Origin of the sequence: Blautia pseudococcoides, assembly GCF_001689125.2 — a bacterium.
Lineage (GTDB): Bacteria > Bacillota > Clostridia > Lachnospirales > Lachnospiraceae > Blautia > Blautia pseudococcoides.
On record NZ_CP015405.2, the window covers coordinates 902,283 to 915,231 of the forward strand.

Here is a 12,949-nt window from a genome sequence, read left to right on the forward strand (position 1 = left end):
AAAGCCAGCGGGCTGCACAGAATGGCAGCCCGCTGGCTTTTTCTTTTTGTCACTGCATCTTTTTGAATGCAGTGGATAGCATCAGCTTAATGCGGTTCAGCTGGTTTACCTCGCTGGCACCTGGGTCATAGTCAATGGCAACAATATTGGCATCCGGATAATCCTTACGGATGGCTTTGATTACACCTTTGCCCACAATGTGGTTGGGCAGACAGCCAAAAGGCTGTGTACACACAATATTAGGCGCTCCGCTGTGGATCAGTTCCATCATCTCTCCGGTTAAAAACCATCCCTCTCCGGTCTGGTTGCCGATGGATACAATAGGTGCTGCCATCTTTGCCAAGTCTTTAATATTGGCAGATGGAGTAAAATGTTTGCTTTTGGCAAACTCTTTGTTGGCTGCTCCTCTGATAAATTCGATGGCTTTGATGCCCATATTGGCAGTTTTTGCAGATGTTTTTTTGAATCCTAAATATTTTGCCTTGAAATTCTGGTTATAGAAGCAATAGCATAAAAAGTCGATCAAATCCGGGCAGACAGGTTCTGCCCCTTCTTTTTCCAGAAGCTCTGCCAGATGGTTATTGGCAGCAGGCAGGAATTTTACCAGAATTTCACCTACAATCCCCACTCTCGGTTTTTTCTCACCGGTGATAGGCAGAGTGTCAAATTCCCGGATCATCTGTCGGCAGATGCGGTTAAACTGCCCGAAAGTAATGTGTTTGGCGCTTATGAAACGGATGCAGCGCTTCTCCCATTTGCGGTGCAGGGCGTTGGCGGAGCCTTTGACGGCTTCATAGGGGCGCATACGGTAGAGGCATTTCATAAGTATGTCTCCAAACACCGCGCCGAACGCCAGTCTGGAGGCCAGCTTTGCGGTGATTTTAAATCCGGGGTTTTCCTCCAGCCCGCTTAAATTAATGGAAATAACCGGTATGTAGGACATATTTGCCTTGGCAAGTGCCCTTCGGATAAATCCGATATAGTTGGAGGCACGGCATCCGCCTCCGGTCTGTGACATAATGATCGCCACTTTGTGCAGATCGTATTTGCCGGACAAGAGTGCCTGCATAATCTGGCCCACCACCATCAGGGAGGGGTAACAGGCATCATTGTTCACGTATTTGAGGCCCACATCCACAGCTTCCTTGTTGTCATTGGGAAGCACTTCCAGATTGTACCCGCTGGCATTGAACGCTGCCTGCAGGATGGAAAAATGGATGGGTGACATCTGCGGGCACAGGATCGTATATTTTTTTCTCATCTCAGGTGTGAATACCACCTTTTTGATGGAGGATGGTGATATTTTCCGTTTGATATGCTGTTCTTCCTTGACCCGGAGGGCAGCTATCAGAGAGCGGACACGGATGCGGGCTGCACCCAGGTTGTTCACTTCATCTATTTTCAGGCAGGTGTAAATTTTGCCGCTGTCTGCCAGGATCTCATTTACCTGGTCTGTGGTCACGGCATCCAGTCCGCATCCGAAGGAGTTTAACTGAATCAAATCCAGATTCTCTTTTTCCTTCACAAAGTTGGCGGCAGCGTAAAGTCTGGTGTGGTACATCCATTGGTCATTGACACGCAGGGGACGTTCGATAGGTGCCAGATGAGAGACAGAATCCTCTGTCAGTACGGCAATACCGTAGGAGTTGATCAAGTCCGGGATACCGTGATGGATCTCCGGGTCAATGTGGTATGGCCTTCCGGCCAGCACGATGCCGCGTCTTCCTGTCTTATCCAGATAGCGGAGAGTCTCCTCACCTTTCCTGCGGATATCTTCTCTGCACTTGGCCATTTCTTTCCAGGCGGCATGGGCGGCGTCAGATACTTCTGAGGAGGAAATGTCTTTAAACTCTTCCAGCAGCCGCTCTGTGATGGTATCCTCATTGGTCATAGCTAAGAACGGATTGTGGAATTGGATTTCCGGATCATTCAGTTCGTCAATGTTATTCTTTATATTCTCCGCATAGGAAGTGACGATGGGGCAGTTGTAATGGTTAATAGAATCCTCAAATTCTTCCCTCTCGTACGGAATGCAGGGGTAGAAGATATATTTGACCCCCTGTTTGATCAGCCACGATACATGTCCGTGTGCCAGTTTGGCTGGGTAGCACTCTGATTCACTGGGAATGGACTCAATGCCGAGTTCATATATCTTTCTGGTTGAGGTGGGGGAGAGTACCACCTGATATCCCAGCCTGGTAAAGAACGTATACCAGAAGGGATAGTTTTCAAACATGTTCAGGACTCTGGGAATGCCCACCTTTCCTCGGGAAGCTTTATCCTCTGTCAGCGGTTCATAGGAGAACAGCATTTTATATTTATATTCAAACAGATTGGGAATATGTTCCTTGTTCTTCTCTTTGCCGATTCCCCGCTCGCAGCGGTTGCCGGAAATATACTGGCGTCCGCCTGAGAATTTGTTGATGGTCAGACGGCAGTTATTGGTACAGCCCCTGCAGTTTGCCATGGTGGTTTTATACTGGAGACTGTTGATCTTTTCAATAGGAAGCATGGTGGTTTCCTGGCCTGCCGTATAGCGCTCCCTTGCGATGAGGGCAGCACCGAAAGCCCCCATGATTCCGGCAATGTCCGGACGTATGGCTTCACAGTTGGCAATGCGCTCAAAGCTTCTCAAAACAGCGTCATTATAGAAGGTTCCGCCCTGTACGACAATGTGTTTTCCAAGCTCAGAGGCATCGGAAACCTTGATAACCTTATATAATGCATTTTTTATAACGGAATATGCCAGTCCTGCGGAGATGTCTGATACCTCCGCACCTTCTTTTTGTGCCTGTTTTACTTTGGAATTCATGAAAACAGTACATCTGGTTCCAAGGTCAATGGGATTTTTTGCAAAGAGAGCGGCTTTTGCAAAATCCTGTACACTGTAATTCAGAGAATTGGCAAAGGTCTCGATAAAGGAGCCGCAGCCGGAGGAGCAGGCTTCGTTTAGCTGCACACTGTCCACAGTATGGTTCTTTATTTTGATGCATTTCATATCCTGACCGCCGATATCCAGGATACAGTCCACCTCAGGGTCAAAGAAAGCGGCTGCATAGTAGTGGGACACGGTCTCCACTTCCCCCTCATCCAAAAGAAGGGCAGCCTTGATCAGTGCTTCCCCGTAGCCGGTGGAACAGGAGTATGCGATTTTGGCTTCCCGGGGAAGGTGGCTGTAAATTTCCTGAATGGCACGGATACTGGTTGCCAGGGGATTGCCGTTGTTGTTGCTGTAAAAGGAGTAGAGCAGGGAACCATCCTCCCCGACCAGGGCTGCCTTTGTTGTGGTGGAGCCTGCGTCTATGCCAAGATAGCAGTTTCCGCTGTAGCCGGAGAGATCGTCGGTTTTCACATTGTAATGACTCTGGCGCTCATTGAATTTGTCATAATCCGCCCTGGAGGCAAACAGAGGTTCCATACGGTTGACCTCAAATTCCATATGTATATTGGCTGACAGCCTGTCACGCATGGCAGTTACGGATACGCCGGGCGCAACCTTTTTCGCATTCAGCGCAGAGCCGATAGCTGCGAACAGATGGGAATTGTCAGGTACAATGGTATGCTCCTCATCCAGCTTCAGTGTCCGGATAAACGCTGTCTTCAGTTCAGACAAAAAGTGAAGCGGGCCGCCCAGAAATGCCACATGGCCGCGGATTGGCTTTCCGCAGGCCAGGCCGCTTATGGTCTGGTTGACCACAGCCTGGAAAATGGAGGCTGCCAGGTCCTCCTTGGTAGCGCCCTCGTTGATCAGCGGCTGGATGTCTGTCTTGGCAAACACACCACAGCGGGCAGCGATAGGATAAAGCGCCTTGTAATTTTTGGCGTATTCATTCAGGCCCGCGGCATCCGTCTGCAGCAGGGAGGCCATTTGGTCAATAAAAGAGCCGGTTCCACCGGCACAGATGCCGTTCATACGCTGTTCAATATTTCCGCCCTCAAAATAAATGATCTTTGCATCCTCCCCGCCAAGCTCAATGGCTACGTCGGTTCTGGGAGCCAGTTCCTGTAGGGAGGAGGATACAGCGATAACCTCCTGCACAAAGGGAACCTCCAGATGTTTTGCAAGTGTAAGTCCGCCGGAACCGGTGATCACCGGAAGGACTAAAAATTCTCCTAATTTTTTATATGCCTTATCCAGCAGTCCAGCCAGTGTATTCTGAATGTCTGCAAAGTGGCGTTCATAATCGGAGAAAAGGATTTCTTTTTCTTCATTTAGAACTGCGATTTTTACTGTGGTGGAACCAATATCAATTCCAAGACGGTATACATCTGCAGTATTTTTATTATCTGCTGACATGGTCAGGAGACCTCCTTCATAATAAATGGACGGATTTTATGCCGTCATATATGCGTTTCTTCTTATTTATATGGTGCGATAGAAAATCATTTAACATTATACGACAATATTCCTAAAAATACAATTGCTAATTTGAAATTGGATTATTTTAGTTAAATATAATAAGAGGAAAAGAAAATATTCCAGCCGGTTGCGTTTACATTTCCCTTATGGTAGAATAAGCCAGACGTAACATTTATCAGATATACAGTTACGGGCAAAAGGATTACGTTTAGAAAGAGGAAATTGTTATATGTACAAGATACTGAAACAGGAAGGCATGGCAAAGCGCGCCCATTTTGAGACAGTGCACGGCACGGTGGAGACCCCTGTCTTTATGAACGTGGGCACAGTGGCTGCGATCAAGGGAGCAGTTGCCACAACGGACCTGCATGAAATAGGAACGCAGATAGAATTGTCAAACACATATCATCTCCATGTTCGCCCGGGTGACCAGGTAGTGAAAAAACTGGGCGGACTCCATAAATTTATGAACTGGGACAGACCCATACTCACGGATTCCGGCGGATTCCAGGTGTTTTCCCTGTCAAAGCTGCGGAAGATCAAAGAGGAAGGCGTTTATTTTAACTCCCACATTGACGGGCATAAGATTTTTATGGGACCAGAGGAAAGTATGCAGATACAGTCAAACCTGGCCTCCACCATCGCCATGGCGTTTGATGAATGTCCATCCTCTGTGGCAGACCGAAAATACGTTCAGGATTCTGTGGACAGGACCACAAGATGGCTTGCCCGATGCAAGGATGAGATGGCACGGCTGAATGAAAAAGAAGATACTCTCAATCCCCAGCAGATGTTGTTCGGCATTAATCAGGGCGCAGTATATGATGATATCCGTATCGCACATGCAAAAGAGATTGCCAAAATGGACCTTGACGGTTATGCGGTTGGGGGCCTTGCAGTGGGGGAGAGTCATGAAGAAATGTACCGGATCCTGGACAGTGTGGTGCCTTATCTTCCGGCAGATAAACCCACATATCTGATGGGAGTGGGAACACCGGCCAACATTTTGGAAGGAGTCTCCAGAGGTGTGGATTTCTTTGACTGTGTATACCCAAGCCGGAATGGACGCCACGGCCATGTGTACACGAATTTTGGAAAACTCAATCTGTTCAACGCTAAATATGAACTGGATTCCCGCCCGATCGAGGAGGGATGCCAGTGCCCGGCCTGCAGAAGTTACAGCAGGGCCTATATCCGTCATCTTCTGAAAGCTAAGGAAATGCTGGGAATGCGTCTGTGTGTACTGCACAACCTGTATTTCTACAATACCATGATGACGGAAATACGCCAGGCTCTTGATGAAGGGCACTATGAGGATTATAAACAGCAGAAGCTGGAGCGCATGGCAGCAGGTCCTAAGGCATAAAAACAGAAAAAACGTGTAAAATATATAAAAAAACCTGAAAAACACTTGAAGAAATAAGAAAAATTGTGTATTATTGTAATAACGTTCAAAAATATAATTTGCAGGAGGAACAAAAATGTTATTAGGACAGGCAAGCGCAGGCGGCGCCGGTGCATGGGCAACCATGTTACTGCCTCTGGTTGTATTTTTTCTTTTAATGTATTTCATGATCATGAGACCGCAGAAAAAGGAACAGCAGAGAGTAAAATCCATGTTATCTTCTATGGAAGTAGGCGACAGTGTGGTAACCACAAGCGGTTTTTACGGAATCTTAATTGATATTACAGATGAAGATGTTATCGTAGAATTCGGAAACAATAGAAACTGCAGAATCCCTATGAGAAAAGCGGCTATCGCAGAAGTTGAGAAAGCCGGAGACGGAATCGCAGAAAAAGAGTAATTTAGAAGATTGAAAAGTAAGACAGGTGTTGCAGGAAAAATGGTTCTGCGGCGCCTGTTTTTTCGTGAATGAGAAACGGCCTCTTGATAGAAACAGGGACAGAATATGGAGAAATACGAACATGGCATTTATCAGTTTATTTGATGTGATCGGGCCAAATATGGTGGGACCTTCCAGCTCTCACACCGCAGGTGCGGCATCCATGGCCCTTCTTGCGCGGAGGCTTTTTCCGGGCAGGATAAAAAAAGTGCGCTTTACCCTGTATGGTTCTTTTGCCCAGACATACCGGGGGCATGGTACAGACCGGGCACTTCTGGGAGGCATCATGGGATTTCAGACAGATGATCTGCGAATCAGGGATTCCCTGACACTGGCCCAAGAGCAGGGGCTTTGCTATGAATTTATAACCAGCGGTGAACTGGGAGATGAACACCCAAATACTGCGGATATGGATATGGAGGGTACCGGCGGGGAACATCTTTTTGTGCGTGGTGTTTCCCTGGGCGGCGGCAAGGTGAAAATTGTCCGGCTGAATCAGATAGAAGTGGATTTTACAGGGGAGTACAGCACTCTGGTTGTCAGTCAGACAGACAAGCCGGGTGTGGTGGCACATATTACCAAGGCTCTGAGCGAGAAGAATGTAAATATTGCGTTTATGCGCCTTTACCGGGAGGAAAGAGGTGCCAGGGCCTATACCATTGTGGAGTCTGATGAAAAAATACCGGAAGACGTGACAGATATAATCAGGGAAAATCCCTGTGTCTCCAACGTGATTCTGGTACAGATATAGGAGGATAGGATGGAATTCAATCAGGGCAGTGAACTTTTAGATCTATGCAGGGAGCAGGACATACCCATCTCCAGGGCTATGAAGCTTAGGGAGACGGAATTTTCCCGGATTTCAGAGGAGGAAGTGGAGCAGAAAATGAAAAAATCCCTGAAGATCATGCGACGTTCCGCAAAAGAGCCTTTGACCAATCCCAAGCCCTCCGTAGGCGGTCTGATCGGCGGAGAATCCCGCAAGCTTCATCAGCATGCTTTGGCGGGAAGGTCTGTCTGCGGGACGGTGCTTCAGCGTGCAATCACTTATGCCATGGCAGTTCTGGAGGTCAATGCCTCCATGGGTGTGATCGTGGCCGCGCCTACAGCGGGCTCTTCCGGTGTGGTACCGGGAGTGCTTCTGGCTCTGCAGGAAGAATATGATTTGGCGGAAAAGGAAGTTTTAAACGGACTTTACACAGCAGGAGCCATTGGATACCTGCTTATGCGGAATGCCTCTGTGGCAGGTGCGGAAGCGGGGTGTCAGGCGGAGGTGGGCGCAGCTTCAGCCATGGCAGCCGCGGCTGCGGTGGAGATGATGGGAGGCACACCAAAGCAGTGTCTGGATGCGGCCTCTGTGGCAATATCCAACCTGCTTGGTCTGGTCTGTGATCCCATTGCAGGCCTTGTGGAGTACCCATGTCAGAACAGGAACAGTGTGGGGGCAGCGAATGCGCTGATCTGTGCGGAGCAGACCCTTGCGGGAATCCAGGCAGTGATTCCTTTTGACGAGATGGCCCAGGCCATGTATCATGTGGGCAGAAGTCTTCCTTTTGAACTGCGGGAAAGCGCACTGGGCGGTTGTGCGGCAACCCCTGCTGCATGCAGACGTACTTGCGAGATTTTTGGAAGCTGAGGATTGAGAGAGCATTTTCACACCGACATTTTCCGTAGAAAATTTATCGGACAGATAAGCAGCGAAAGATTTATTATATATATAAGGCAGGTGGAAATATGGAGTGGATGCAGCGGATAAATCGAGTGATGGATTATGTGGAGGAGCATCTTCGGGATGAGATTCATGAGGAAGAGATCAGTAAGATTATGGCGTGTCCGTATCAGAACTTTCAGAGTCTGTTCGGACAGGTGACAAACATAAGTTTTTCCGAATATATCAGAAGACGCAAGCTGACTATGGCGGCATATGATTTGCAGAATACCGATGAGAAAGTGTTGGATATTGCACTGAAATATGGATATCAGTCAGGAGATGCTTTCCGTGTGGCATTCCGCAAAATGCACGGTGTCAATCCCACGGAGGTGAGACAGAATGCTGTTCCGCTGATGTTTTACTGTAGGCTTGAATTTCAGATAACTGTAAAGGGTGTAGAGTCTATGAGGTATACGATTGAAGACAAGAAGGCATTTCAGGTACTTGGAACAAGAATGACCACGCCGTACGGAGGTGGTACCTGGGCAGTGGTGAAGAGCGACGGTACCAATGAAAAGATGAAAGATGTCAGCGGAGATTTTTTTGACCTGGGGCTGTGTTTTGGATTTCAGAAAGACGGCAGCAATGATTATATGTGCGCTGTCCTTTGGGATGGGCCAAAGGTAGAGGGATTTGTGACATATCAGTACCCGCCGGCAACGTGGCTTATTTTCCAGACAAAGGGAAAGATTTCAGATAATATACTGGGGAATTTATGGCGGCAGATCAATCAGGAATTTCTGCCCCAGAGCCAGTATGACAAATGCGGACTCCCCACTATTGAAAGATACATTTTTTGGAATGAAGCTGAGGATGCAGGGGAAGTGGAAGTCTGGATACCAGTGAAATATTAATTAAGGATGTCTCATATCTATAACAAGGTATGAGACATTTTTGTATAAAAAAGTCTGGTAACAAAGTATATTGGCTGTTTTGCGCTTGAATGATAGTTTTGAGATATAAGAAATTACGATAGCAGCATATGTAAATATACTGCTGTGTTAGCTGCACGGCGGCTCAATTGGAGGTAGATATGAGCAGTACCCGGATCTGGTGGAGCAGCTTTCTACAGCCAAATCACCGCAGCAGATGCTCGGTGCTGTTGCGAAGATCTATTATGCTAAATTACTGGATGTGGACCCGGAGAGGATTTTCTGTCTGTCCATTATGCCGTGCGTGGCGAAGAAACAGGAATGTGCACTTCCCACCATGCGGAACGCAGGAGTGAGCGTTCAGAATAATACATAAAATACATAGCCTTTGGGGATACTGTGTGTGAAAAACATTCTAATGCCGAGGTGACAAAATGGATAAAAAACAACAGGAAGCGTTAAACAGAAAAAAAACAAATGAAACCTTCAACAGTATTACCCAGAAGGTGAAACCCGAGAATCAGAACCAGCAGCATAATGCCAGATCTGAGGCTGTGGAGCCGAAAATCAGGCAGGTTTAAAATAGTGCCGCAAAAAGCACAAAAACCTGCTAACAAAAGTCAATACTTTTTTAGCAGGTTTTTGTGCTTAGAAAGTTGGTATTTCTCTTGAACTACATAATAGCTTTTCAATATTATAACATATGTCTTTGTCACAGCGCAGCGCCATATCCTGAAAATCTGATGGATTCACATAGAAACCAAATCCTTGGCTGTCAGTTATCATTAAGCAGTGAATATCTTTATTTTCTATTTTATAATTATGAGTTTTTAATATCTCAATAAGAAGTTCTTTTCTTTTCGTATCATTATCTTTGATCCGTTCCCAAGTGCTTTTTATTTTTTCCGATTCTGACATTTCTTCTAAAAAAACAGAAATATGGATATTTAAAGCAGCCGCGATTTTTTGTAGCTGCTCTATTTTGGGCTGGCGTTTTCCGGATTCATATTGAGCGATCATTTGAGGAGATACTCCAAGAGAACTGCCCAATGCCTTTTGCGTCATTTTTGCTGTTTTCCTTGCGTTACGGATTTTTTCACCGATTGTCATTTTAACTTCACCTCCCAATCTTCTTTATATAATAACATGGTATAAATAGAAAATAAAGCAAAAGATTAAAAATGGACATTGACTAAAGCATAAGATTAATGTATGATGAAAAGGTAGTTAAGCAAATGCTTTATAACGGAGGTGAGAAAATGCGAATTGACAGAGTGAAACTGGTGACGGAACTGGCCAAAAGGGATATGACGCAGAAGAAACTGGCAGAGATCGCGGGGATTTCCATCTCCAATTTTAACGAAGAATTTATCGTACGTGTTGTAGCACCATTACTGGGAAGTGTATTTTATGTCGAAGGTGGATTGTTATTTATAATTCTGTCTTTGTTATTTTATATTTTTCATAATCGCAAACTACTATTATCTTTATCATTCACTGGATTTGCAGTAACATATACAGCATTGTTTCAATTTAACATATTAGAAAGAACTAGAAATTATTTGGACCGCATATCAGGGCATATTCTTGGTGAAATATTTTTTTTTATATCTGTTACCATATTAAATATTGCACCAATGAATATTTATGAACATTCTCTATTATATGATAATTATGTCTGGATGATGTTATTGTCTATTCCATTCATTCTTTCATATAATGGAAAAAGGGGTATTGGGATGAGGTATTTTTTTTATCTCTATTATCCACTTCATTTAATTATATTAAGTATTATTTCATTTAAGTTTTCTGTATCATAATGAGAAAGTTTTGTACATAAAAAAGCAAATACTTATAGTTTGGGTAAACTTGAAGTCTTGATATATGAAAAAGATGGAGTAACTGTATTTTGAGGTTTTACAGTAAAAAACTCCTTTAGAGGATTTTATTATAAAGACCGCAATGCAGCACTTAAGATTTGTATTGCGGTCTTTTTATTATATGAATTTATTCACTTACATTAAGCATTTCCTTCACTTCATCAATACTTTTTCCGGATTCATCAATCAGTGTCTTTAAAGCAATTAAATCTTCCTGTTCTTTTATAGATTCCAGTTCCTTCAATTCAGCTTTTGCCTGTTTTAATTTATCACTATATTCAGCAATCTGAGCTTCTATTAATTCAATCTTTTGTTCCGTAGTATAACTTTTTCTTCCTCTTGCCATTTAACATACCTCTCTCTATACATACCTCTATATATTTATACAGATAAATATACAGGGTATTATTGGAAATGTAAAGAGTTTAGGCAGGATACATTCTATGGCGATCGCATCCTGCGCTTTACGAAAATGCAAGCAGGTGGGGATACCCTATAAGGGCGTACATGCATTAAGACGTACAGTTTCATCCAATCTAAAAAATATGGGAGTACCTACGGTAGTTGTATCTTCAATGCTCGGCCAAACATCTATAGTGAATGAAAATAATTACACATATGATATTGCAAGTATGGAAGAAAAACGAAGAGTTTTAGCGCAAATGGATGAAAAGGTTACTTCATTGTAAAAAGGTAATCAAAGTAATCAAAAAATCGGGGATGAAGAAGCAAAGAAAAAGCAGTAAAAAGCCTTTAAATTCAAGCTTTTTACTGCAAGCACTCAACAGCAGATAACGGGAATCGAACCCGCCTCTCCAGCTTGGGAAGCTGGCGTTCTACCGATGAACTATATCTGCATACAAGTATAATTAAGGAAAATGAAATTCCCTGACATGCACCAGCCTGCGCGTGTTCCTCCGGGATATTCATATGTGTGAACCGAGACACCGCAGATACGGGCGTAAACGCTGACCGCACTCCTCCCGGAACTGATGCGTTGAGAATATTATAATCCAAAATATTTCTATTTGCAAGAGTATTTTTGAACTGTTATAGCTTATATAACGAAAAAGAATAGCAGACTGCCTTATTATGCCTTGAAATATAAGTGAAAAAGGATTATCATAATTAAAATACTATATTGCGATAATATACGACAATTGTACGACAGGAGGAGAATCTCATGAACTATAAAATTGCATTGATCCCAGGTGATGGAATCGGACCCGAGATTGTGACAGAGGCTAAAAAGGTACTGGATCAGGTATGCGGAGTCTATGGTCACAGCTTTTCTTATGAGGAGGTGCTGCTGGGCGGGGCTTCCATTGATGTGCACGGTGTGCCGCTGACAGATGAGGCTGTGGAGACTGCAAAAGCTTCGGATGCTGTGCTTATGGGGTCCATTGGAGGAGATGCCAAAACCTCTCCCTGGTATCAGCTGGAGCCTTCAAAACGTCCGGAGGCAGGACTTTTAGCGATCAGAAAAGCCCTGAATCTGTTTGCTAATCTACGTCCGGCCTATCTGTACGATGAACTGAAAGGTGCCTGCCCTCTTAAGGAGGAAGTGATCGGTGATGGATTTGACATGATCATTGTCAGAGAGCTGACCGGCGGCCTGTATTTTGGTGAGAGAAAAACCGTGGTGGAAAACGGTGTGACAACAGCCGTTGATACCCTTACATACAATGAAAATGAAATTCGCAGGATTGCTGTCAAGGCATTTGATATTGCCATGAAAAGAAATAAAAAGGTCACAAGCGTGGACAAAGCCAATGTACTGGATTCATCAAGACTCTGGAGAAGGGTAGTGGAAGAGGTGGCAAAGGACTATCCGGAGGTGGCACTGGAACACATGCTGGTGGATAATTGTGCTATGCAGCTTGTCCATGATCCGGGTCAGTTTGATGTCATTCTCACAGAGAACATGTTCGGTGATATTTTGTCTGACGAAGCCAGCATGGTGACAGGTTCCATCGGAATGCTCTCCTCAGCCAGCTTAAATGAGACAAAATTCGGGCTTTATGAGCCGAGCCACGGTTCTGCTCCCGATATTGCAGGAAAAGGAATTGCCAATCCTCTTGCAACTATCTTATCAGCAGCCATGATGCTGCGCTACTCTCTGGACCTGGACAAAGAGGCAGATGCTGTGGAAGCAGCTGTACAGAAAGTCCTTACTGAGGGATACCGCACAGTGGATATTATGGCAGATGGTATGAAACAGGTGGGTACCAAAGAGATGGGAGATTTGATCGCAGAGAGAATCTGAGATTTGAATGAGATAA

12 protein-coding genes, 1 tRNA gene and 1 pseudogene are annotated in these 12,949 nt (G+C 44.9%); 10 read left to right on the forward strand and 4 right to left on the reverse strand.

The window, feature by feature from the left end:
• Positions 1-49: 49 nt before the first annotated feature.
• On the reverse strand, positions 50-4,297 hold the full coding sequence (locus A4V09_RS04150) for a 2-hydroxyacyl-CoA dehydratase (protein WP_065541232.1): 4,248 nt from the start codon (positions 4,295-4,297) through the stop codon (positions 50-52).
• A 292-nt stretch (positions 4,298-4,589) separates the two neighbouring features.
• Here A4V09_RS04150 and tgt point away from each other — a divergent pair, with 292 nt between their 5' ends.
• From tgt to A4V09_RS24830, 7 genes and pseudogenes are all read left to right on the forward strand, one after another.
• Positions 4,590-5,726, forward strand: coding sequence for a tRNA guanosine(34) transglycosylase Tgt (gene tgt, locus A4V09_RS04155; protein ID WP_065541233.1), 1,137 nt, complete (start codon positions 4,590-4,592; stop codon positions 5,724-5,726).
• Positions 5,727-5,841: 115 nt separating this feature from the next.
• Positions 5,842-6,165 carry a preprotein translocase subunit YajC gene (gene yajC, locus A4V09_RS04160; RefSeq protein ID WP_065541234.1) on the forward strand — a complete coding sequence of 108 codons (324 nt, stop codon included), beginning with the start codon at positions 5,842-5,844 and terminating at the stop codon, positions 6,163-6,165.
• Positions 6,166-6,286: 121 nt separating this feature from the next.
• Complete coding sequence (gene sdaAB / locus A4V09_RS04165; RefSeq protein ID WP_065541235.1) at positions 6,287-6,955, forward strand: L-serine ammonia-lyase, iron-sulfur-dependent subunit beta; 669 nt, start codon at positions 6,287-6,289, stop codon at positions 6,953-6,955.
• Positions 6,956-6,964: 9 nt separating this feature from the next.
• Positions 6,965-7,840 (forward strand): L-serine ammonia-lyase, iron-sulfur-dependent, subunit alpha, encoded by an 876-nt coding sequence (gene sdaAA, locus A4V09_RS04170; protein WP_065541236.1) that lies wholly within the window; start codon positions 6,965-6,967, stop codon positions 7,838-7,840.
• Positions 7,841-7,938: 98 nt separating this feature from the next.
• The gene (locus A4V09_RS04175; protein ID WP_065541237.1) at positions 7,939-8,769 is read left to right on the forward strand and encodes an AraC family transcriptional regulator; all 831 of its coding nucleotides are present in this window, start codon (positions 7,939-7,941) and stop codon (positions 8,767-8,769) included.
• Between the two features lie 187 nt (positions 8,770-8,956).
• Positions 8,957-9,127, forward strand: a pseudogene (locus A4V09_RS04180) ([Fe-Fe] hydrogenase large subunit C-terminal domain-containing protein); the annotation flags it as partial.
• A 94-nt stretch (positions 9,128-9,221) separates the two neighbouring features.
• Positions 9,222-9,368: a hypothetical protein gene (locus A4V09_RS24830; RefSeq protein WP_171285891.1), complete on the forward strand. Its 147-nt coding sequence runs from the start codon at positions 9,222-9,224 to the stop codon at positions 9,366-9,368.
• A 67-nt stretch (positions 9,369-9,435) separates the two neighbouring features.
• Here the strand turns inward: A4V09_RS24830 and A4V09_RS04185 are convergent, their stop codons facing one another.
• Positions 9,436-9,897 (reverse strand): helix-turn-helix domain-containing protein, encoded by a 462-nt coding sequence (locus A4V09_RS04185; RefSeq protein ID WP_065541239.1) that lies wholly within the window; start codon positions 9,895-9,897, stop codon positions 9,436-9,438.
• Between the two features lie 98 nt (positions 9,898-9,995).
• On the opposite strand from A4V09_RS04185, the gene A4V09_RS04190 reads away from it, so the two are divergent.
• Entirely contained in the window at positions 9,996-10,607 is a 612-nt protein-coding gene (locus A4V09_RS04190) for a TraX family protein (protein WP_065541240.1), read from the forward strand.
• A 187-nt stretch (positions 10,608-10,794) separates the two neighbouring features.
• Here A4V09_RS04190 and A4V09_RS04195 read toward each other — a convergent pair whose 3' ends face one another.
• Positions 10,795-11,013, reverse strand: a complete 219-nt coding sequence (locus A4V09_RS04195) for a hypothetical protein (protein ID WP_065541241.1) — start codon at positions 11,011-11,013, stop codon at positions 10,795-10,797.
• A gap of 97 nt (positions 11,014-11,110) precedes the next feature.
• Between A4V09_RS04195 and A4V09_RS04200 the strand changes: the two genes are divergently transcribed.
• A complete protein-coding gene (locus A4V09_RS04200) occupies positions 11,111-11,356 on the forward strand; it encodes a site-specific integrase (protein WP_065541242.1) in 246 nt (81 codons plus the stop codon).
• 97 nt (positions 11,357-11,453) lie between these two features.
• Here the strand turns inward: A4V09_RS04200 and A4V09_RS04205 are convergent.
• Positions 11,454-11,524: transfer RNA gene (locus A4V09_RS04205), tRNA-Gly, on the reverse strand.
• A gap of 326 nt (positions 11,525-11,850) precedes the next feature.
• On the opposite strand from A4V09_RS04205, the gene leuB reads away from it, so the two are divergent.
• On the forward strand, positions 11,851-12,933 hold the full coding sequence (leuB, locus tag A4V09_RS04210) for a 3-isopropylmalate dehydrogenase (RefSeq protein ID WP_065541243.1): 1,083 nt from the start codon (positions 11,851-11,853) through the stop codon (positions 12,931-12,933).
• The last annotated feature ends 16 nt before the right edge of the window (positions 12,934-12,949 follow it).

Excerpts from the sequence above, each read along its gene's own strand:
- A4V09_RS04175 (WP_065541237.1), top strand. The coding sequence starts at position 7,939 with ATGGAGTGGATGCAGCGGATAAATCGAGTGATGGATTATGTGGAGGAG.
- sdaAB (WP_065541235.1), top strand. The coding sequence starts at position 6,287 with ATGGCATTTATCAGTTTATTTGATGTGATCGGGCCAAATATGGTGGGA.
- A4V09_RS04190 (WP_065541240.1), top strand. The coding sequence starts at position 9,996 with ATGTATGATGAAAAGGTAGTTAAGCAAATGCTTTATAACGGAGGTGAG.
- A4V09_RS24830 (WP_171285891.1), top strand. The coding sequence starts at position 9,222 with ATGGATAAAAAACAACAGGAAGCGTTAAACAGAAAAAAAACAAATGAA.
- leuB (WP_065541243.1), top strand. The coding sequence starts at position 11,851 with ATGAACTATAAAATTGCATTGATCCCAGGTGATGGAATCGGACCCGAG.
- A4V09_RS04185 (WP_065541239.1), bottom strand. The coding sequence starts at position 9,897 with ATGACAATCGGTGAAAAAATCCGTAACGCAAGGAAAACAGCAAAAATG.
- sdaAA (WP_065541236.1), top strand. The coding sequence starts at position 6,965 with ATGGAATTCAATCAGGGCAGTGAACTTTTAGATCTATGCAGGGAGCAG.
- A4V09_RS04150 (WP_065541232.1), bottom strand. The coding sequence starts at position 4,297 with ATGTCAGCAGATAATAAAAATACTGCAGATGTATACCGTCTTGGAATT.
- yajC (WP_065541234.1), top strand. The coding sequence starts at position 5,842 with ATGTTATTAGGACAGGCAAGCGCAGGCGGCGCCGGTGCATGGGCAACC.
- A4V09_RS04200 (WP_065541242.1), top strand. The coding sequence starts at position 11,111 with ATGGCGATCGCATCCTGCGCTTTACGAAAATGCAAGCAGGTGGGGATA.
- tgt (WP_065541233.1), top strand. The coding sequence starts at position 4,590 with ATGTACAAGATACTGAAACAGGAAGGCATGGCAAAGCGCGCCCATTTT.
- A4V09_RS04195 (WP_065541241.1), bottom strand. The coding sequence starts at position 11,013 with ATGGCAAGAGGAAGAAAAAGTTATACTACGGAACAAAAGATTGAATTA.